The following is a 20104-nucleotide window of genomic DNA, read 5'->3' on the forward strand; positions in this document are numbered from 1 at the left end:
CCGGAGGGCGGCCCTGCGCTCACATCTTGTAGGTCAGCCCCACATTGAAGCGGCGGCCGAACTGGAAGTTCGTCTGGCGCAGCGGGGTCAGCGGCTCGGTGTAGGTGACGCGCTGGTTGGTCGCGTTCTCGATACCCAGGCGGACCTGCAGCTGCGGCGTGACCTGCTGCGACACGTTGGCCGACACCCAGGTCTCGGCGCCGTTGAACTGGAAGGCCGTGGAGTCCCAGGTCGGCGCGCGGTTGTAGGCCGAGTGGTGGTTGGCCGCCAGGCGGGCTTCGAAGCCGTCGCGGGAGTACCAGAGCGTGAAGCCGCTGTTGTTCTTCATCAGGCCGTTGGTGGCGATGGGTGTGAAGCTGGCACCGCTGCGATCGCCGTTCTCCTTGATGTTGCTGTCGGTGTAGGTGTAGTTGGCCATCACGCCCAGGCTGTTGAACGGCGCGGGCAGGGCGGTCAAGGCCTGCTGGTAGACCAGCTCGATGCCCTTCACGTTGCCGCCGTCACGGTTGACTTGGGATGTGTAGAAGGCCGGCTTGCCCTCGAAGGTGCCCGCCACCGAGGCGATGCCGATGTAGTCGCTGATCTTCTTGTAGAACAGGCCCACGGAGATCAGGCTGTCCTTGTCGAAGAAGCGCTGGAAGGTCAGGTCGACCTGGCTGGCCATCATGGGCTTGAGCTGCGGGTTGCCGCCCGAGACGATCGTCGGGTTGACGTTGTTCGGATCGGTGGTGACCGTGTGCGCGGCGTTCATCACGTCCAGCGGCGCGCGGGCCATGGCGCGCGAGATGCCGAAGCGCAGCTGGTTCACGTCGTCCTGGTCGAGGTTGAGGATGAGGTTGAGGCTGGGCAGGAAGCGCGTGTAGCTGGTGCCGCTGGAGATGCCCGTGGGCGCGCCGCCGTTGCGCTGCTCCATGCCGTAGCCGGTCTGGCTGGTGTGCACCGCGCGCAGGCCCACGTTGCCGCGATAGCTCAGGTTGCCGAAGGCGCTGCCGTTGAGGTCGGCCTGCACATAAGCAGCCGCGCTGTCCTCGGCCGCGCGCCAGTTGTTCTGCACCAGGTTGGCGGTGGTCGGGCTGCGGCCGGCGTCGCTGAGGGCGGCGGCGCCGAAGTACTTCGTGACGGCGTCGTCGAAGCTGCTGTTGAACTCGATGAAGTCAGGCCGGCCGTCGACCTTCACGCGCTGGAAGGCGGTGGTCGGGATGGTGGCGGCGGCGGCGTAGTTCCACGAGACCTGGGAGTAGGACTTCTCGCGCTGCGTGGCGCGCACGCCGAACTTGAGCTTGTTGACGTCGCCCCACTTCACGGCGCGGCTGGCGGTGAGCTGCTGCGAGTCCAGCGAGTCGTCGAGCTTGCCGGTGTAGGTCGGGCCCCACTGCTCGAACACATTGGTCGAGAAGGCGGCTGGGTTACCGGTATCGGCGCTGAAGCCGTAGGTCATCCAGCCGTCGCGCGGGAAGCTCCAGGTCACCGAGCCGGGCTGCAGCATGCTCATCTGCACGGCCGACCAGGCGGTGTCGCGCTTGGCGCTGGATTGGGCGATGTCGGCTTCGAGCGTCCAGTCGTCGAGCTTGAACTTGCCGTTCAGGCCCGCCGCGAAGTTGCTCATGTTCTGCTTCCAGCGCGCGTTCAGGTTGTCCATGTTGACGCCGGACACCGTCGCACCCGTCACGTAGCCGCTGTCGGTCGTGACCTTGCTGTAGGCGCCGCTCTGCCAGCCGTCCCAGTTGCCGAGGTTGCCCTGCACATGCACCAGCGTGGGTTCGTAGATGTTGGAGCGCGCGGAGTAGATGTCGGCGGTGAAGGACGTGTCCTTGTTGGGCCGGAACTCGATCTTGCCCAGCACGCTGCCGCGCTTGTTGGTGCCCTTCTTGACGCCGTTCTGGAAGCCCCAGGGCGTCTTGTCGATCTTGCCGTCACCGGTCACGTCGCGGGAATGGGTGTCGTCGTTGAAGCCCCAGTGGTCGACGCGGTCTTCCAGCGAGGGCTGGTTGTAGTAGCTGAAGGCCAGGGCCACGCCCAGCGTGCGGTTGCCGAACTGGTCAACGTAGATGCCGCCCAGGCGCGGCGCGACCTTCTTGGCGCCTTCGATCTTGCTGCCGAGCTGGTAGTACAGCGCGTCGGCCTTCAGCGACAGCGTGCGCTCGCGCCAGGCCAGCGGCGACACGGTCTGCAGGTCGATGCTGGTGGCGATGCCGCCTTCGACGATCTCGGCGGACTGGGTCTTGTAGACCGTGGCGCCCGACACCGACTCGGACGGGAACATCTCGAAGCGCACCGCGCGGTCGGGTTCAGATGACGCGAACTCGCGGCCGTTCAGCGTGGCGCCGACGAAGCGCGGGCCCAGGCCACGGGCGACGATCTGGCTGGCGTTGCCGCGGTCGCTGCCGGCGGACAGGCCGGGCAGGCGGGCCAGCGACTCGGCGATGGTCGTGTCGGGCAGCTTGCCGATGTCTTCGGACGCGATGACCTCGACCATGCTGTTGGACGCCTCCTTGGTGTCCAGCGCCTTGCGCACCGAGGCGCGGATGCCGCTGATGACGACGGTGTCCAGCTTGTTGGCATCGCTGTCATTCGGCGCGGTCTGGGCGGACGCGGGCAACAGCACCAGGGCCTGGATCAGCAGGCATAGGCGGGTCGGGGTGAAGGGGTTCTTGCGCATGGGTGTCTCCGGGATTTGCTTATAGAAACGGCCCTTTCCCAGGGCCGCTCCGGCCATGGTACGAACCGGTTACATGCGTCAGATATGGCTTTTTTGCGTGCTGGTATGTCGATTTCTGAAGCCGTGGCGTGCGCGCCGCACCGCGGGAAATCACTCGTATTTGCCGGATGAGGCCTCCGCTGACACCGCCGGCCGCCGCCCGGCCATAAGGTGGGCAAGCCTTGAAAGGATGCCCGATGGACACCACCACCCACCACGATTTGCCCGACCTCTTTGCGCAGCTCGGCCTGCCGAATTCGACGGACGACATCCAGGTTTTCGTGCTCGAGAACCGGCCGCTGCCGCAGACGCTCAACCTGTCCGAGGCGCCCTGCTGGAACGCCAGCCAGGTGGCCTTCATCCGCGAGCAATGGCACCAGGACGACGGCGACTGGGTCGGCGTCATCGACCAATTGAACGCGCTGTTGCGCGAGCACCCGGCCACGGACGAACTGGCCAAGGCCTACGGCGCCGGTGCGGCGCCCGCCGTGACCACGCCGAGTGCCAGCCTGCGGCTGTGAAGCAGCCCTCCTGGGCGGCTTTGCTGGGCCGCAATGCCCAGTTGCTGCAGCGCGCCGCCCAGCCGCTGCGCGACCGCCGCAAGCCGCCGGCCGGCGCGGGCAGCTGGCTGATGGGCTCGGTGCTGACCGAGTCAGGCCCGCGCCGCTACTGGCTGTACCGCCCCGAGGGTGTGCGCTTCGCTGAAAAGCTGCCGCTGATGGTGATGCTGCATGGCTGCCACCAGGACCCGAAGAGCTTTGCCGAGAGCACGCGCATGAACGCGGTCGCGGCGCGCGAGCGCTTCCTCGTGCTCTACCCCGAGCAGCCGCGCCTGGCCAACGCGCAGGGCTGCTGGAACTGGTTCGACACGCAGTCCGGCCGCGCCTTCAGCGAAGCGGCCTGGATCATGCGGGCCGTGGACCAGGTCTGCGTGCTCTACGCGGCCGACCGCGAGCGCATTGCTGTGGCGGGCCTGTCGGCCGGGGCCAGCATGGCGGCGCTGCTGGCCACGCGCTACCCGCAGCGCTTCAAGGCCCTGGCCATGCATTCCGGCGTGCCGCCCGGCACGGCGCATTCAACGGTCTCGGCGGTTGGGGCGATGCAGGGCCGTCGTGCGCCCCACGCCGTGGCCGAGCCTGCCGAAGCCTGGCCGCCGTTGATGGTGATTCATGGCGAGGACGACAGCGTCGTGTCGGCCCGCAATGCCGATGCGGCGGCGCAGATGTGGTCGCAGGCAGCCGGTGCCCGCGAGGGCGCGCCACTGGCGCAGCAGCGCGGCAAGCGCTACCCGATGACGGTGACCCACTTCAAGCGCTCGCGAGAGCTGGTCGCCACGCTGGTGCAGGTGGGCCGCCTGGGCCACGCCTGGAGCGGCGGCGCAGCGCGCCAGCGCTTCAGCGATGCCAATGGGCCGGACGCCTCGCGCATGGTGTGGCGCTTTGTAGAGAAGCAATTCGGTTGAGAGCCGACGCGAAATCGCGGCAGCACGTGAGGGCGTCGGGGCGTTCGTTGCCGGCTTGCGCCAGGAGGCGCCATTGGCAATGAGCAGCTTCGGCGACATCGAGGCAAGAGCACGGCGTGTCAACGTCGCATTGATCAGCTCGGTGATGGCACGCTTGAAGCTAGCATGCAGTTCGGCAACCGTATCGATGCCGGTCAGGACCGTTGAGGTTTCGGTGCCTCGGTGGAACATGAAAATCCCCCGCATACCAAGCGGGTTGAGGTGCGGGTTTTGCGATGCTCTGTCGTCGAGGCCGTGCGATAACCAAGGAAATATCTATGAATATCCATCTCGGCCTTACCCCGATCATCTCCCTGCTCGCAGGCATCCTGATTCTCGTGGTTCCCAAGTTGCTCAACTACATCGTCGCCATCTACCTGATCGCGATCGGGTTGATCGGCTTAGTGGGCGCCGGTCAGATGCGCCTGGGTTAGGCGGGGCTCATTGCCAATTTCGCGGATCGGCCAGAAGAAGCCGGTAGCCAAAGTCTGCTTTCGGGTAGGCTAAATCCCATGAGAACCATTGCCTTTGCTGCGCTGGCGTCGTTGTTGGTGTTCGCCTGTGCAATCGCAGCTGGCTATCTATGGTGGGCACAGCCCACCGTTTCAATCGAGAGGCAAGGCGTGCGCTCCGTTGTGGTTCACACGGAGCTGCTCGGAGACTATCCGTCTAACGTTGGGTCGATTCAGATCAAAGAGGCAGCGTCGGAAAAGACGGTTTGGAGCGCATTGCCGGAGGGCGAGATGGTGCAGATCCATTCCTTTGTGCTCAGAGCCGGAACCAACGATTGGAGACCAAGCGTGTTTTGGGGGCGCTTTCGCCCGGCGAGTACCGGCGAAGCTGCGACGTTCAGTTTGGACTCCGGTGTGAGGTACATCGTTCGCGTGTGCGCGCCCACGGTCTTCCCGCTATGCCGGTCGGAAACCTTTGTCTTCGACGAATAGCCTAGGTGGCGGGAGCGCGGAGGGCGGTCCCCAGCGGTTCCTTGCGACGTTCGGCCGCCCGTCTACCTCCTCCCGCAAGCTGCTGGTTAGAGCCGCGCGCTCAACGGCAGCTTTCCGGCGGTCACATCACCAGGACCGACTTCCGTTTTGGGTCGGGAACGGCCTGCCAGGTGGTTGGTCGAGCTGGCCGGATCAGCTGCTCGGCTGTCGCTGCCCGCTGCCCGCACAGCGTGTGCGGCAAGCCAGGGTGAGTTCTATTTCACTGCATTGATCTGCTGGATCAGCGAGCGGTGGCTCGGCAGGTCCACCAACGCGCGATCCGCAAAGCGCTGGATCTTGGCGAACAGCTTGTCGGCCTCGGCCACCTGGGTGAAGTCCTCGCGGCCCGCGCTCAGGTCGGTGCAGAAGCCCATGCCGTACAGGATGTACTGGTAGTTGAAGAAGGCGAAGGTCTCCGTGTCCAGCACGAAGTCGAAGCGTCCGGGCGGGCGCAGCTGCCATTGCTCCAGCAACTCGGCCAGGCGCTCGGGGATGGTGGCCGGGTTGGCGTTGTCGCGCCAGAACGGTTCCTCGCGCTTGCTCAGGCAGTAGTGCAGCTTCAGGAAGGCGACGATGTTGTCGAAGCGCGCCACCATCAGCTCATTGAAGCGCCGCGCCGGCGCCTCCATCGAGCCGCTGTGCGGCAGCATCTCGGCAATCATGCCCACGGCCGCCTCGATGAGCACCAGGCCGGTCGATTCCAGCGGCTCCAGGAAGCCGGCGGACAGGCCCACGGCGACGCAGTTCTTCACCCACTGCTGCTCGCGGTAGCCGGGCGCGAAGGGGATGCTGCGCATGGCAACGTCGTCGGTGCCGCAGTAGGCGCGCAGCACCTCGGCGGCGCGCTCGTCGCTCATGTGGCTGCTGGAGTAGACGCAGCCAATGCCGCGCGAGCCGTTCAGGCCGATCTCCCACAGCCAGCCGGCTTCGTGCGCGGTGGCGATGGTGCAGCTCTCCATCGGCGTGTCGGGCGCGTCGAACGGCAGCTTGCAGGCCAGCGCCCGGTCGGCAAAGAGCTGGTCGCGGCAGGACTTGAACGGGCTGCCCAGCGCCTTGCCGATCAGCTCGGCGCGGAAGCCGGTGCAGTCGATGTAGAGGTCCGCTTCGAAGCGACCTTGCGGCGTGTTCAGGTGGGCAATGGCGCCGCGCGCATCCAGCGCCACATCGGTCACCGTGCCCTGCACATGCTTCACGCCCAGCTCGCGGGCGCGGTCGGCCAGCAGTTTGGCCAGCTTGATGGCGTCGAAGTGGTAGGCGTAGTTCAGCGGCGCTGCGTAGGGCGCCTCGCCCACCCGCTTGGGTGCGCGCAGGCCCTCGGCCACCTTGTATTGCAGCGTCATCGCCTGCGCGAAGGGCGCGCGCCTGGCCTCGTCCTGCAGCAGCCAGTAGGGCACGAGGTTGATGCCCTCGGCGTAGAACGGCGCCTCGAAGGGATGGAAGAACTGCTGGTGCTGGCCGGCTGGACCGCCTGTAGGCGTCTGCGCCCAGTCGACGAAGCGGATGCCCTGCTTCATCGTCGCCGAGGTCTCGCGGATGAAGTGCGCCTCGTCGATGCCCAGGAACTGCAGCGTGCTGCGGATGGTGGGGAAGGTGCCCTCGCCCACGCCCACGCTGCTGATGTCGGGCGACTCCAGCAAGGTCACTTCCAGGTGGCTGCGCTCGCCCAGGCGCAGGGCCTTGGCCAGGTAGGCGGCCGTCAGCCAGCCTGCGGTGCCGCCGCCGACGATGAGGATGCGTCGCTTGTTCATGCTCTTACGTACAGGTTCTTGAGCCACTGGTGGCCGGTCTGGGTGCCGTGGGCCCAGTCCTCGTCCTCGTCGGTGGGCTGGGCAATGTAGCCCGAGGGGTTGAGCAGCTTCACGCGGCCGGCGCGGAAGGCCGACACGCGGTGGGTTACGAAGGTCAGGCCATGTTCCAGCGCCGTGGCGGCGAGCAGGCCGTCGCGCGTGTTGGCATAGGGCAGCTGGGCGCGGCGGCGCACCACGGCCGCGTCCACCGCCAGCACGCGGCCCTCGAAGGCCGGCGTGACGCGCTCGTCTATCCACTCCCGCACCACCAGCCCCGCCGCGCGGTCCTTGCGGCCGAGGCGGGCGGCGGCGTTCTCGATCTCCAGCAGGTTGAGCGCCGAGATGAAGAGCTTCTGCCGCGGGATGCCGGCGGCCCAGGCCATCAGCCCGGCATCGGCCTGGCCGGCCTTGGCCTTGCGGAGTTCGAGAACGATGCCGGTGTCGAGGAGGAACATCGCGTTCAGCCCAGCGATTCGCGGTGATCCCAGGCGCCGTCGGGCGCCGCATCGGCGGCCTCGATGGCGACGGTCTCGGGCATGGCCAGCAGCTCCAGGATGCTGTCGCCCTCGCCAGTGAGGCGGCGGTACTCGCCGATGCTCATCAGCACATGGGTGGGCTGGCCGCGGTCGGTGATCAGCACCGGCTCCGCCTGCGCGGCGCGCTTGGCAAGGCTGACATCGCGGTTGAACTCGCGGCTGGAGAGGAGCTTCATGGAGATCGAAATGTACCTACGTACCTGCTGTTGTGTAAACGTCGGGTAGGTACGTAGGTACACATCTGTTCGACCCAATGGACATGGGAAAGCCCGCTGGCACAGTGCGATCCAGCTTATCGCCTTGCTGCGGTTTAGCCGGAGACAACGTTGTCGCAACGTCAGGCCCGTCGGCCGGCATTTGCGGAAACCACTAAAAATCCAAAAAGGTAGCCAAATGGATTTCGACCTTATTGCCATCCTGGGCGACGTGTTCGCCAAGCATGGCCCCGCCGCTGCCGCGGTTGCCAAGACCTACTCGCCGGGCGACTTCAGCATCCACTTCTTCCTGCAGCTCGGCCTCATCATGCTGGCCTGCCGCGTCGTCGGCTGGGCCGGCCGCAAGTTCCTGGGCCAGCCCCAGGTCGTGGGCGAAATGATCGCCGGCGTCATCCTTGGCCCGTCGCTGCTGGGGCTGTACTTCCCCGAGATCCAGGCCGCCATCTTCCCCAAGGAGATGCGCAGCGTGCTCTACACCGGCGCCCAGCTCGGCGTGGGTCTGTACATGTTCCTGGTCGGCACGACGCTGCGCCTGGACCACTTCGCCACCAAGGCCAAGAGCGCCATCGGTGTGTCGATCTCGGGCATCGCGGCGCCGTTCGTCATCGCCTTCCTGATCACGCCGCTGCTGCTGACCGTGCCGGGCTTGTTTGCCGAGGGCATCTCGACGACCAACGCGACGCTCTTCATGGGTGCCTGCATCGCGCTGACGGCCTTCCCCATGCTGGCCCGCATCATCAACGAGCAGGGCCTGGCCCACACGTCGCTGGGCACGCTGGCACTCACGGCCGGCGCCTTTGACGACGCCGTGTCCTGGTGCGTGCTGGCCCTGGTGCTGGCGGCCTTCGGCGCCGGCCCCGGCGTGGCCGTGCTGGCCATCGGCGGCGGCGTGCTCTGGGCGGCGGGCGTCATGCTGTTCGGCCGCAAGCTCCTGGCGCCGCTGGGTCGCATGGTTGAGCGTGACGGCCACATGAGCCACACGGTGTTGGGCATCACGCTGATCTGTTTCTGCGTGTCTGCCTTCGTCATGGACGCCGTCGGCATCCACGCCATCTTCGGCGGCTTCATCATCGGCGCCGTCATGCCGCGCGGCCTGTTTGCCGCGGAGCTGAAGAAGAAGGTCGAGCCGCTCACCGTGATCCTGCTGCTGCCGATGTTCTTCACCTATTCGGGCCTGAACACGCGCCTGGACATGATCAATTCAGTCGACCTTTTCTTGATCGCCCTGGGCGTGCTGGTCGCCTCGGTGCTGGCCAAGTTCGGCGCCTGCTATGTGGCGGCCCGCCTGGCGGGTGAAGACAACCGCACGGCCCTGGGCATCGGCGCGCTGATGAACTCCCGCGGCCTGATGGAACTCATCATCATCAACATCGGCCTGCAGAAGGGCATCATCGGCCCGGCGCTGTTCTCGATGCTGGTGCTGATGGCGGTGGTGACCACCATGATGGCCACGCCGCTGTTCGAGCTGTTCTATGGCCGCAAGGCGCGGGCATCGGGCGAGCTGGAAGCCGTGCCCGGCAGCGCGGCCGCCGGGGCCCCGGCCTGAAACTTGCGAAGCTGAATCAGTCTCTTTGCGCCGCCGTCCGGGGTGTTCGGCGGCCTTCCGGGGGTAAGCCAAGATGGCTCACCCCTCTTTTCGTTTCGGGCCGCCGAGGGCATCCATGAACGACACCGCGCAGGGCATCGCCCGGTCATCCCAGCCGCCAGCGCAGGAGCTGACGCCTCACTGGCATGAACTGCAGGCCGAAGCGGCCAGGGCCACCCGCCGCGAGGGGCCGCCGCGCTTCACGCTGCAGCGCGGCGCCATTGCCTGCGCGGGCGTCTTCCTCGTCATTGGCGTGCTGGCCTTCAGCTCCTTCAACCTCGGCGTGTTGCTGGCGCTGGGCTCGTTCGGCTCCAGCGCGGTGATGGTGTTCACCTTCCCCGAGATCCATTTCTCCCAACCGCGCAGCGTCGTCGGGGGGCATTTCATCTGCACGGCCGTGGGCCTGGCGGCGCTGGCGCTGTTCGGCCCGGCCTGGTGGGCGCTCGCCCTGGCCGCCGGGGTGTCCTGTGCGCTGATGATGATGACGCGCTGCATGCATCCACCGGCCGGCTCTAACCCCGTCATCGTCTTCCTGGTCACGCCCAAGCTCAGCTTCTTGTTCTTCCCGACGCTGTTCGGGGCGCTGGGGATGGTGGCCGTGGCGGTGCTGTATCACCGGGCCTGCCGGCGGGTGTACCCGGTGTATTGGTATTAGGGCCCGGTGAGGGCCTCGTCATTCGACTACCGCAGGCTCGTTCTCTGTGTGCCGGTCAGGCTCCGTGGTGCGGAGGATTTCGTTCAGAACGGACGTGGCGTAAGTCCCGGCGGGCAAAGAGAACGTGAGCACCAATTGATCGGCTTGCGGCCATTCCCATGACAGGTCCGCCGGGCTCGCCACCAGGGCGCGGCGCTCCTGATCCAGACCGGCGTGTTCCATGCCGTCGCACAAGACGGCGTGACGTTCAGCCACGCCGTTTTCCAGCGCCTGCGCTTGATCGGTGGTGCTCACGCGGCCCCGTCCCCAGAGCGGCCCGGTGGGCTGGCCCGCCTCGTTCATCACGTCACCGGGCAAGGTCTTGCCCCAGAGGCCCTGCTGAATTCGCAGCGCCAGCACTTCATTGAAGACGAAGGAGCGCACTGCCGACAGGTAGATGCCCTTCTTCTTCGGGTTGCGCACGCGGATTTCGCGCGCCAGCATCGCGCGGCCCTGCTCGACGTTGCCGCCCTCAAAGCCGAAACGCTGAGCGCCGAAGTAGTTGGGCACGCCCTGTAACGCCACGGCCTTGAGATTGGCCTCAATGGCCTTCATGGCATCAGGGTCGCCGGTCACGTCACGCAGCGCGATGCGGAATCGGTTGCCCTGCAGATCCCCGGGGCGCAGCTTTTTCACGTGGCGGCTCTGGCTCAGCACCTTGAACTCCGGGTGCTGAAGCAGGGTCAGGTCGGGTGTCTCGCCGTTTTTGCCGTTTGGCAGATAAATGCTGAACCACTGACGGGTGATGGCGTGGCGGTCTTTGAGGCCGGCATAGCCCACGTCCCTTTCCTCCACGCTCGCGGCCTCGGCCAGTTGCTGGGCGACGAAGGCGGTGTTGGCACCGTTCTTTTCAATCTCCAGCCAGATGTGTTCGCCCGCACCGGAGGGCAGCTGCAGCGGCAGTTCGGTCACGCTGAAATCCTCGTTGAGGAATTTCAGCGTGGCGCTGGCGCCGCTGGCCGGATAAGCGTTGGGCCACTGTGGCAAGGTCGTGTATTGAGCGTCGGTCATGAGCAGTCTGACGGTGTCAGCTGTAGATAGGGACAGGCTGCCTGGCCGACCGGGGGCAGTCCAGCCAGCGATTCTCTCCCTGCCCACATGCCTTGAAGGGCGTCAACTGATGCGACCTCAATGGGAACCGTTGCACGCCACGGCAGGCGGCGTCCGGGCGGCGACGTCAACTTGCGGACCCGGCCAGGAGCGAAAGCGCGTCGGCTCCTGGCCTTTGGTGAAATCTTCAAGCTGCATCACGTTGCCCGTTCAGTGGCCTGGTTCCGAGCGTAGCGACGGTGACGACTCTGTTCCCGGTGTTCAAAAGATCTCGATCACGGTTGCAGCCGGGGCAAGGCCTTCGCTGACGGCGCGCAGCGTGGCGCGACCGGGGCTGCCGGTGGATTGCAGGATCACCTGTGCATGGCCGTTGAACACGCTGCGTTGCCACGACCCGGTGGACGTGGTGGTGCGCAGCGTGACCCAGCGCCGCCCGCCCTGCGCGTCGTCGAACAGCTTGCGCGTGCCACCGGCCGGCGTGGCGAAGGCGAGGGTCAGCGTGTTGACGTCGCTCAACTGAGCAGGGTCGAGGTCGATCACGCTCATGCCGTCCTCGCGGCGCGGTGTCTGGGCCTTGCCGTTCAAATAGACCTGCTGGCCCGGCGCGATGTCGCTCACGAACAGCGCCGCGCGCCCCGCTGCCGCAGCCGGGCGGGCAAAGCTGGCGTGCACGACGTTCCATGCGCTGTCGGCCGGCTGCTTCTCGGGCGGCAGCCAGGCGAACGGGTCGCGCCCCTTGTCGGCGTCGGCACCGGCCAGTAATGCCGCCGCGTCATCCTGCCGTGCCACGCCCTGCAGGCGCCAGCGGTCGAGCGTCGCGTAGCGGTGGAACTCGGCCGGCTTGTCGGCYTCGTGCGAGCCYGGGTCGCCGTTGCCCATGCCGATCAGSCGCRSCGGSCCGGAGACCTCGAAGCTGATGCGCTGGCTGGCAGTSGGCACGGCGCGGCCTTCGCGGTCGACCACGCTGACCCTGACCACCGCCACATCGTCGCCATCGGCGCGGATGCGCGCACGGTCCGCCGTCAGCCGCACGGCGCTGCCGTTGCCCGTGGTGGCCACGGTCTCGGTCACGACCAGCTTGCCGCCCTGGTAGCCGCGCGCCACCAGGCTGCCCGGCGCATAGGGCACGCTCCATTGCAGATGGGCGTAGCGCGCCAGCGACTTGCGGCCCAGCGAACTGCCGTTCAGCAGCAGCTCCACCTCATCGGTGTTGGCGTAGACGCGCACGTCGATGGGCTGGCCTTCACGGCCGGGCCAGTTCCAGTGCGGCAATACATGCACCATGGGCTCGGCGGTCCAGGCGGCCTTGAGGTACTGGCCGCTGTCCTTCAGCAGGCCGGTCGTGTCCATCATGCCGAACTGCGAGGAGATGGCGGGCCAGCCGAAGGGCGTGGTCTCACCGCGGTAGTCGAAGCCGGTCCAGAAGAACGCGCCGGCCAGGAAGGGGCGCTCGGCGTTGTAGCGCCAGGCCTCTTCGATGGACGCGGTCGAGTCGCCGCCGGAGCGCTTGTCGTAGGCGGCGATCTGCACGCGCGCCGGGTCGTCGGCGTAGATGCCGCGCGTGGCGTAGGTCAGGCCTTCCTCGGTGACGACGGATGCGCGCTCGGGAAAGCGTTTGTGCATCGCATCGATGTTGTGCTGGGCCTTGTAGTTGAAGCCCAGCACTTCCGAGCCGACTGCGGTGCCTTCCGAACCACCGGAACCGGAGGCTGCAAGGGTGCCCGGACGCGTCGGGTCCATGCGCCTGACTATTGCCTGCATCTCATGCGCCAAAAGCGTGCCGACGGCGCTGTTCTCGATGGCCCACTCCTCGTTGCCCACCGACCACAGGATGATGGACGGGTGGTTGCGGTCGCGCCGCACCATGCGCTCCATCTCGTCGCGGATCTGCGGCGCGGTGCCCATCATGCGGTGCTCGTCGATGACGAGGATGCCGAGGCGGTCGCAGGCGTCCAGCAGCTCGGGCGTGGCCGGGTGGTGGGCCGAGCGGATCGCGTTCACGCCCATGCCCTTGAGCATCTTCAGCCGCGCCTCGTGCATGGCGTCGGGCAGGGCGATGCCAACGCCGGCGTGGTCCTGGTGGTTGTTGGTGCCGTGCAGCTTGACGTGGCGGCCGTTGAGGAAGAAGCCCTCGTTGGCGTCGAAGCGGATGGTGCGGATGCCGAAGGGCGTGTCGTAGCTGTCGACCACGCGTCCGCCGCTCTTCACGTGGGTCGTCAGCGTGTAGCGCTGCGGCGTTTCCAGCGACCACAGCTGCGGCGCCGTCACGCGCAGCGTCGCGGCCACGTCTGTGCTGGCGTCCACGCCCACGCGCCTTGCCGGCACGCTGGCGCGCGCGACGACGCGGCCGGCGGGGTCGCGCAGCTCGTGTTCCAGCGTGAAGGACTCGACGGCCTTGCCGTCGTTGCGCACGGTCGTGTCGACGGCCACATCGGCGACGTTGCCCTTGACGGCCGTGCGCACGAACGTCCCCCAGTGGCCCACGCGCAGCGGCTCGGTCTGCGTCAGCCAGACGTGGCGGTAGATGCCGGCGCCTTCGTACCACCAGCCTTCCTGCGTGGTGGCGTCCACCCGAACGGCAACGACATTGCGGCCGCCGTAGTTCAGGTAGTTGCTGATGTCGACGCGAAAGCTCGAGTAACCACTGGCCTCGTGATGCAGGTAGTGGCCATTGACCCAGACCACGCTGTTGCGGAAGACACCGTCGAACTCCAGCGCGATGCGCTTGCCCTGGGCAGACGCCGGAATGCTGAGTTCGCGCCGGTACCAGCCGACGCTGTTCTCGGGGAAGCTCCGGCCGATGGCCTTGGAGCCATGCAGCGAACTGCCACGTTCGGAAAACGGCAGCTCCACCGCCCAATCGTGTGGCAGGTCCAGGCGGCGCCAACTGCGGTCGTCGAAGTCGGCCCTCGCAGGGCCGTCGCCAAAGCCGGCCTTGGCGAAGAAGAAGGCGTCCGTGCCATGGTTGAAGTCCTGCGCCGGGTCATGCGCATGGCCCAGCGCAAAACGCCAGCCGTCATCGACGCGGGTGCGCTGGCGCGCGCCATCGGCGGCAGTGGCGCTGCCGACGGCAAGGGCCAGTGCGAGGGCCCAGAAGACCCAGAAGAAGGGGCGAAGTTGTCTCATCTTGATGTTTGACGTTGGGATCATGGTTTGCTCGGATTCGCTTCGGCTGCCTGTCGCGGCCAATGCAGCAGGGCGGCGTTGCGGGCATAGCCGACCACTTTGGTGACGCGTGCCATGGAGGTCGGGCTGATGTTGCCGTTGGCGTCGGCGTACTGGTTCCAGCTGGCGGGAATGCGCACGGTCTTGAAGCAGGCCGCCTTCACCGTGTTGAGCAGTTGCTGGTTGATCAGGGGGTTGCCCCAGTTGGTCTCGTTGGGCGAGGCGTCGAGCGAGTTGCCCACGTTCCAGGCGGGCGACATCTGCTGCGACAGCTGGACGCTCGTCAGGTCGCGCATGCCGCTGCTGTCCGTGGGCGGGGGCGGGCTGGTCGTTCCGCCACGGCTGTCGACCGGATCGCCGTTCCAGACGCGCTCCATCTGCCAGCGGCCCTTGTCGTCAAAGCTGCCCCGCCTTCCATGCGCACGCGGGTGCGCTGGCCGACGATGAGTAACTCGTCGTCGCCGATCTGCGCAATGGCCACGCCGCCGCCGGGCTGCTCGGTACCGGCCGGTCGCTCGTCCATGCTGTCCCACGCAAGGTCCCAGAACTGCCATTGGCGGTAGGTCAGCTTGGCGACCCAGCCGCCCGGCAATTCCAGCGACTGGGGCTTGCGGTCGTCGCCCTCAGCGGCGCCGCGCGTGCGGCCTGCGAAGGCCCATTGCGCCGACTGGCGCTGGATGGGCCGGAAGGCGCCGAAGACGCGGGCGAAGGGCTCGACCATGGTCTTGTCGGCGCGCTTGGAGCCCAGCGGGAAGTTGGCGTAGTTGAAGTCGCGCGGCCAGGCGCGCCTTACGGTTTCGCAGGGCCGGTCAGGCGCAGCATCAGCACGCTGTGCGGCGCCAGGCGCGCTTGCAGTTTGGCGCTGGTGTCGCCCGTCTTCTTGCTCCACAGGTCGGACCAGCGGTAAACGACCTGCTTGAAATCGACCGACCGCTTGCTCAGGTCATCGCCCAGGACCTGCTTCTTCCAGTCATGGTGAACGTCGGCAGGCTGGTTGGAGCGGTTCAGGAACATCAGTGCCCAATCCCCGCCGTCGAGCGGCTTGGCATAGACCTCCAGCGGACCGTCGACCAGGACGCGCAGCGCCTGCACACCCAACTTGTCCTGGTTCACCGCGATCACGCCGGGGTTGGTCAGGATGCGGCGGGTCGACTCGGACATGGAGCGCAGGTCGTTGCCCAGGATGAGGGGCGAGGCCAGCATGGCCCAGATCGACAGATGGGCGCGGTCTTCATCCTCGCTCATGCCGTTGCCCACTTCGAGCATGTCCATGTCGTTCCAGTGGCCCGGCCCTGCGAAGTTGCGCAGGTTGGCGTCAGCGTGCTTGTCGAGGATGCGCAGCACGCCCAGACCGGTCGAGAAACCGGGATTGAACTGGCAGTCGAAGCAGTTGTAGATGTCGGGCGTGGTGCGCCACAGATGGCCGACCTTGCCGGCCCACTCCCACGGCTTGCTCATGCCCCATTCGCAGATGCTGAACACCATCGGACGGCCCGTCTTGGCGATCGCGTCGCGCATCGTGGTGTAGGCCGGTTCGGCGCTCATACCAGGGGTGTTGCACCAGTCGTACTTGACGTAATCGATGCCCCAGCGCGCATAGACCAGCGCATCCTGATATTCGTGGCCGCGGCTGCCGGGACGGCCGCCGCAGGTGGCATCGCCGGCATCCGAGTAGATGCCCAGCTTGAGTCCCTTGCCATGCACATAGTCCGCCAGCGCCTTGATGCCGGATGGGAAGCGCTTGGGGTCGGGCTGGATGTTGCCGTCGGCGTCGCGCTGGCCTTGCCAGCAATCGTCAATGTTCACGTACTGGTAGCCGGCGTCCTTCATGCCCGACTTGACCATGGCATCGGCGGTCTCGCGGATCAGGCGTTCATCGATATCGCAGGCAAATTTGTTCCAGCTGTTCCAGCCCATGGGCGGGGTGAGGGCCAGGCCTTCGGCCTTTTGAGCCCAGCTGTTGCCTGCCGCGCCAAGGAAGAGGGTCAACGCCGCGGCGGCCATCATGGCCCAGCTGTGGAACAGCGACTTGTGTGTTGTGTGCTTTGTTTTCATTTCCGGATCACTCTCGGTTCGATCAGTTGTAGGCAGCAATCGGCCGGCACGCTTTGGCCTCATCACCACGGCCAGACTCGGCGGGATGGTGGGCGACTCGACAAGGTAGTCCGCCACGCGCACCAGGTTCGGGCCGTGGAACAGAACGTTTTTGGTCATACCGCATAGATGGAACCGCACGCCTTCCGCCGTTCGGCGCCAAGCAGAACCGTCGGACTGGGCGTCCGCCGGCAGCTGCCCGGCAACGACGAGCGCCGAAGGTTGCTGCCCTGTCTCGCGCGTCGGCGAGCGTGCCTACTGACGCGCAGCCCAGCACTCCTCGGGATAAATGGTTGTGTTCGTCCTGGCCCAGGAACATACGGCTCTCGTTGCTTTTGTGGTGTGATTAATCGATTAATCAACTGATCAAAAAAGGTGCGGCCACGCCGCACGCGCATCTTAAATTGGTCGACCAATCAAGCTGACTAGGGGAAAAACCTAGCAGCTCCCCGGTGTCAAGGGATGATCAGCGGCGTGCTTCGAGGTCCTGGCAAGGTCCGCCTGTTGACGATTTCGACGGGCAGGACGATGTCGCGAGGGCCCTCGTAGGCCTCGCCACGGCGCTGTGCCTCGATCAGCTGCATCAGGGCCTCGACCGCACGACGACCTATCTCAAGCAGGGGCTGGCGCACCGTCGTCATGCCCAGTGCGCGGGCCATCAAGGTGTCATCGAAGCCTGCAATGGAGATGTCCCGAGGAACGCTCAAGCCGCAGCTCTGCAGCGCCTCGATGCAGCCGAAGGCGATGTCGTCGCTGCCACAACAGACGGCCTCGGGCAACGGCTGACCGCGGTGCCGTTGCAGCCATTCCTGCATGGCCTGCCGACCCCCTTCGGCTGTGAACCACGTGCGGATCAGATGGGCGGACGCCACTTCCACCCCGGCTTCGGCATGGGCGCGCAGGAAGCCGTCGACACGGAGGTCCGCGCCCTTGACGTTCACGGGACCACCCATGCAGAGGATCCGGCGATAGCCAAGCTCGAGCATGTGGCGTGCAATGGCATAGCCGCCTGCTTCATCGTCGGCCTCGACGTTCACCTGGGCCTGCAATAGCGGGCCCGCGTGGATCGTGACCATGGGCGTATGCGGTGGCAGCCAGGTCGTGCTGTCATCTTCCAGTTGACGCGCCAGCACGACGAGCCCGTCGACGCGTCCGTCGCACAACGCAGGGATGCGCTTGGGCGCTTCTTCCCAGCCGCCGAGCGGAAAAATGGATGTGCTCTGCTGGGCTTGCGTCGCGCCCCTCACGACGCCGTTGAACACCTCCAGGAAATAGAGGTTGGGCTTCTCATTGGCAATATTGGCGACGAAGCCGATGGCGTTGGTGCGTTGAAATGTCAGCGCACGCGCGGTCGCGTTGGGCCGGTAGCTCAAGCGCGCCGCTGCTGCGAGGACCCGTTCGCGCGTATCGACCGACACGCGCGTCGAACCCTTCGCACCGCTGAGCGCGGAGGACGCCGCCGCACCAGAAACTCCCGCCTCTCGCGCGACGTCAGCAAGCGTGGGCAACTTGTGACGACGGCTCTTCAGCGGCTTGGAAGGCTGGGGTATCGGAGCGGACACTTCCGGGGGCTGGAGACGGGGGCGCGGCACTCTAGCATCGCGTCTGGCTGGAACCGCTGGAGTCCTTCAGCCGAATCAATGCTGCCAAGGCAGCTCTGTGCTTACCTTCGCCAGCTTGCGGCCGGCCCCAGGGGCAGCGTCGCCCCGCCTCTCAAGCCTTCACTTCGACCACCTGCTCAAAGCCGCCGAAGATCATGCGTTTGCCGTCGAAGGGGATGGGCGGGTTGCCGGGGTTGGCCGGATCCATGCGCGGGTCTTCCATCATCTGCTTCATGCCTGCGTCGCGCGTGGCCTTGTCGGGCCATTCGACCCAGGAAAAGGCCACCGTCTCCTCGGCCGTGGCCTGGACTGCGCGGCGGAAATCGGTGACCTTGCCGTCGGGGACGTCGTCGCCCCAACTTTCGATCACACGGATGGCGCCCAGCTCGATGAACATCGCGTCGAAATGGCGCGCGTGCTCGATGAACTTCTGCTTGTTGGCGCTGGGGACCGCGATCACGAAACCATCGATGTAGGACATGTCTTCACTCCTGTTCAGTTGACCGGACGGGCGCCCGCCTGAGGGCACCTCGTATCCCCTCGACGAACGACGGGAAGCCAAATCGACATGGCGTGCCTGGCACGCGCGCAGCTTGACTCAGGACACGAGAGCGAAGGTGACGTAGCCGCCACCCTCCTCGGCCAGGTGCTTGATGCCCGATGTGCTGGCACTGATCGCAGTGAACTTGAGCTGCTGCTGGGTTTCCTTGGCGTGCTTGGCAAGGTCCAACGCCGTGGCCAGCCTTTCGCTGGCATGAGGCGCCAGATCGGCGTAATGAAGTTCGAGGCTCGCTCCGGCGGTCATGAGCGATTTCAGGAACGCGGGTTGGAGCGTGTTGCTGTGCATGGGATGTCTCCGTGGGTTTTGGGGCAGCATAGTCCCGCAGAGCCATCACATCGGCAGCGCGATTGCAGGTCGGCTCGTCAGGTCAAGGGCGGCACACCGTCGTCGAGCTCGCGAGCCACGTCGGCGCTCAGCTCACCGGTTCCGGCATGACGCCGCTCGCGAGCGTGGGCCTTGCCGAGCGCTGATTCGAGCGCCTTCTTCAACTTGTCGGCCGCGCCCTGGATGGCGACGTGCAGGTTTTCGGCCTGATGCTTGACCGCGGTGTTCTTCAACCCGGCCACGCGCGCCTCCATCAGGCAGCGCATGCCATCGGCGCCGGACTTCTCGCTGCCGTTGACGTCGCCCAGGTGGGCCTCGACATGGGTCACCTGGCCCTCGAAGTGGCCAACGGCGCTGCGGATCACGGTCTCGACGTGTTCGATGAGCTTTTCGCGGCCCTCAACATGGTTGTCGGTCTCGACGTGCACTTGCATGGCATTCCCTTTCAGTGCACGGACATCGCACGGTATTGGTGAGGGGCAATCATCGTGCCATTAAGGAGACTGCAGGCCGATGGCCGCCCACAGCGCCATCGCCGCCGCTCGGTCATCCCGCCCGCGAACCATGGGTCGTTGCAGATAGAAGTCCAGCGTCGGCCCGGCCGGTGTGCCGGCGCAGACATCGGAAAAGCTGCCATCCGCGTCGATGCGGCTTCGCACGCCGGTCCATGCGCGGGTGATGGCGGCGTCGACTTGATTTGCGGGCAGCCAGCCGTGCCGGCGTGCCGTGGCCATTGCGGTCAGGGTCATGGCCGTGACGGTCAGCTCGCCGGTGGATGGGCCATGGTCCAGCACCTGGCGCCAAAGGCCGTCCGGGCCTTGCAGCGGCAGCAGGGCTTGCAGGTGTATTTGCAGACGCGCGAGCAGCTGGGCGCCGGCAGCGGATGCGGGCGACACCGGCCCGGCCAGCGCCAGCGCGAGCGCCAACGATGCGAAGCCGTTGCCGCGACCCCAGGCGACGGGCGAGCCTTCGGCATGGTCGAACAGGCCGTCGGGTCGTTGCAGGCGCGCGGCCAGGTCCAGCAGCGACGCGCCCAGGGCTTCGACGGCGCGCGGCTGCTCGGCAGCGGGCAGCAGCGGCAGCGCGCGGTCGAACAGCAGCGCGGGCATGAAGAGGTCGTCCGTCCAGGCGCGCAGGCCGGCGAGGCGCGGGCCTTGCGGTGTGTCGACGATTGCCGTGCGCACGGCGTCCCGGGCCAGCTCGCCCGCCGCCGCGTCGCCGTCGAAACAGGCCGCCTCGGCAAAGGCGGCGTAACCCGCGCGCAGCGGCCAGGCGGCGGGCGGCGTGGCCGGGGCGGCCTGCCGCAGCT

General features: G+C 66.6%; 20 protein-coding genes. 6 read left to right on the forward strand and 14 right to left on the reverse strand.

Going from position 1 to position 20104, the window contains the following annotated elements; translation table 11 throughout:
- Positions 1-19: 19 nt before the first annotated feature.
- Positions 20-2659: a TonB-dependent receptor gene (locus ACXRVZ_RS07205; RefSeq protein ID WP_457420467.1), complete on the reverse strand. Its 2640-nt coding sequence runs from the start codon at positions 2657-2659 to the stop codon at positions 20-22.
- A gap of 236 nt (positions 2660-2895) precedes the next feature.
- Between ACXRVZ_RS07205 and ACXRVZ_RS07210 the strand changes: the two genes are divergently transcribed.
- The 4 genes from ACXRVZ_RS07210 to ACXRVZ_RS07225 all read left to right on the forward strand — a co-directional run bounded on the left by ACXRVZ_RS07210 (position 2896) and on the right by ACXRVZ_RS07225 (position 5143).
- On the forward strand, positions 2896-3219 hold the full coding sequence (locus tag ACXRVZ_RS07210; protein WP_457420469.1) for a DUF2789 family protein: 324 nt from the start codon (positions 2896-2898) through the stop codon (positions 3217-3219).
- Entirely contained in the window at positions 3216-4160 is a 945-nt protein-coding gene (locus ACXRVZ_RS07215; protein WP_457420471.1) for an extracellular catalytic domain type 1 short-chain-length polyhydroxyalkanoate depolymerase, read from the forward strand. The genes ACXRVZ_RS07210 and ACXRVZ_RS07215 overlap by 4 nt, the downstream gene beginning before the upstream one ends.
- Positions 4161-4477: 317 nt before the next feature.
- Positions 4478-4633, forward strand: coding sequence for a DUF3096 domain-containing protein (locus tag ACXRVZ_RS07220; protein WP_457420473.1), 156 nt, complete (start codon positions 4478-4480; stop codon positions 4631-4633).
- A gap of 78 nt (positions 4634-4711) precedes the next feature.
- Positions 4712-5143 carry a hypothetical protein gene (locus ACXRVZ_RS07225; RefSeq protein WP_458232276.1) on the forward strand — a complete coding sequence of 144 codons (432 nt, stop codon included), beginning with the start codon at positions 4712-4714 and terminating at the stop codon, positions 5141-5143.
- Between the two features lie 254 nt (positions 5144-5397).
- Here ACXRVZ_RS07225 and ACXRVZ_RS07230 read toward each other — a convergent pair whose 3' ends face one another.
- Genes ACXRVZ_RS07230 through ACXRVZ_RS07240 form a run of 3 tightly spaced genes read right to left on the reverse strand, consistent with a single transcriptional unit; the run spans position 5398 to position 7681 of the window.
- Positions 5398-6930, reverse strand: a complete 1533-nt coding sequence (locus tag ACXRVZ_RS07230; protein ID WP_457420477.1) for a tryptophan halogenase family protein — start codon at positions 6928-6930, stop codon at positions 5398-5400.
- Positions 6927-7424, reverse strand: a complete 498-nt coding sequence (locus tag ACXRVZ_RS07235; protein WP_457420480.1) for a PIN domain-containing protein — start codon at positions 7422-7424, stop codon at positions 6927-6929. The genes ACXRVZ_RS07230 and ACXRVZ_RS07235 overlap by 4 nt, the downstream gene beginning before the upstream one ends.
- Before the next feature lie 5 nt (positions 7425-7429).
- A complete protein-coding gene (locus tag ACXRVZ_RS07240) occupies positions 7430-7681 on the reverse strand; it encodes a type II toxin-antitoxin system Phd/YefM family antitoxin (protein WP_457420482.1) in 252 nt (83 codons plus the stop codon).
- A 217-nt stretch (positions 7682-7898) separates the two neighbouring features.
- On the opposite strand from ACXRVZ_RS07240, the gene ACXRVZ_RS07245 reads away from it, so the two are divergent.
- Together ACXRVZ_RS07245 and ACXRVZ_RS07250 are read left to right on the forward strand one after the other, a co-directional pair.
- Complete coding sequence (locus tag ACXRVZ_RS07245; RefSeq protein ID WP_457420484.1) at positions 7899-9266, forward strand: cation:proton antiporter; 1368 nt, start codon at positions 7899-7901, stop codon at positions 9264-9266.
- A gap of 115 nt (positions 9267-9381) precedes the next feature.
- Complete coding sequence (locus ACXRVZ_RS07250; RefSeq protein WP_457420486.1) at positions 9382-9960, forward strand: HPP family protein; 579 nt, start codon at positions 9382-9384, stop codon at positions 9958-9960.
- 18 nt (positions 9961-9978) lie between these two features.
- On the opposite strand, the gene truD is transcribed toward ACXRVZ_RS07250, so the two are convergent.
- From truD to ACXRVZ_RS07300, 10 genes are all read right to left on the reverse strand, one after another.
- Positions 9979-11010 carry a tRNA pseudouridine(13) synthase TruD gene (truD, locus tag ACXRVZ_RS07255; protein WP_457420488.1) on the reverse strand — a complete coding sequence of 344 codons (1032 nt, stop codon included), beginning with the start codon at positions 11008-11010 and terminating at the stop codon, positions 9979-9981.
- A 300-nt stretch (positions 11011-11310) separates the two neighbouring features.
- Entirely contained in the window at positions 11311-14175 is a 2865-nt protein-coding gene (galA, locus tag ACXRVZ_RS07260; RefSeq protein WP_458232277.1) for a beta-galactosidase GalA, read from the reverse strand.
- A gap of 20 nt (positions 14176-14195) precedes the next feature.
- On the reverse strand, positions 14196-14510 hold the full coding sequence (locus ACXRVZ_RS07265) for a cellulase family glycosylhydrolase (protein ID WP_457420492.1): 315 nt from the start codon (positions 14508-14510) through the stop codon (positions 14196-14198).
- Positions 14498-14935, reverse strand: coding sequence for a DUF5597 domain-containing protein (locus ACXRVZ_RS07270; protein ID WP_458232278.1), 438 nt, complete (start codon positions 14933-14935; stop codon positions 14498-14500). The genes ACXRVZ_RS07265 and ACXRVZ_RS07270 overlap by 13 nt, the downstream gene beginning before the upstream one ends.
- A 68-nt stretch (positions 14936-15003) precedes the next feature.
- Positions 15004-16269: a glycoside hydrolase family 27 protein gene (locus tag ACXRVZ_RS07275; protein WP_457420495.1), complete on the reverse strand. Its 1266-nt coding sequence runs from the start codon at positions 16267-16269 to the stop codon at positions 15004-15006.
- A 494-nt stretch (positions 16270-16763) separates the two neighbouring features.
- Positions 16764-17816 carry a LacI family DNA-binding transcriptional regulator gene (locus ACXRVZ_RS07280; protein WP_457420497.1) on the reverse strand — a complete coding sequence of 351 codons (1053 nt, stop codon included), beginning with the start codon at positions 17814-17816 and terminating at the stop codon, positions 16764-16766.
- Positions 17817-18021: 205 nt separating this feature from the next.
- Positions 18022-18390 (reverse strand): DUF1428 domain-containing protein, encoded by a 369-nt coding sequence (locus tag ACXRVZ_RS07285; RefSeq protein ID WP_457420499.1) that lies wholly within the window; start codon positions 18388-18390, stop codon positions 18022-18024.
- Between the two features lie 117 nt (positions 18391-18507).
- On the reverse strand, positions 18508-18756 hold the full coding sequence (locus ACXRVZ_RS07290) for a hypothetical protein (protein WP_457420501.1): 249 nt from the start codon (positions 18754-18756) through the stop codon (positions 18508-18510).
- Positions 18757-18833: 77 nt separating this feature from the next.
- On the reverse strand, positions 18834-19229 hold the full coding sequence (locus tag ACXRVZ_RS07295) for an HPF/RaiA family ribosome-associated protein (RefSeq protein WP_457420502.1): 396 nt from the start codon (positions 19227-19229) through the stop codon (positions 18834-18836).
- A 60-nt stretch (positions 19230-19289) separates the two neighbouring features.
- A partial coding sequence (locus ACXRVZ_RS07300) for a glycoside hydrolase family 88 protein (protein WP_457420504.1) occupies positions 19290-20104 on the reverse strand: 815 nt, incomplete at its 5' end.

It is taken from the genome of Roseateles sp. P5_E8, assembly GCF_054177665.1.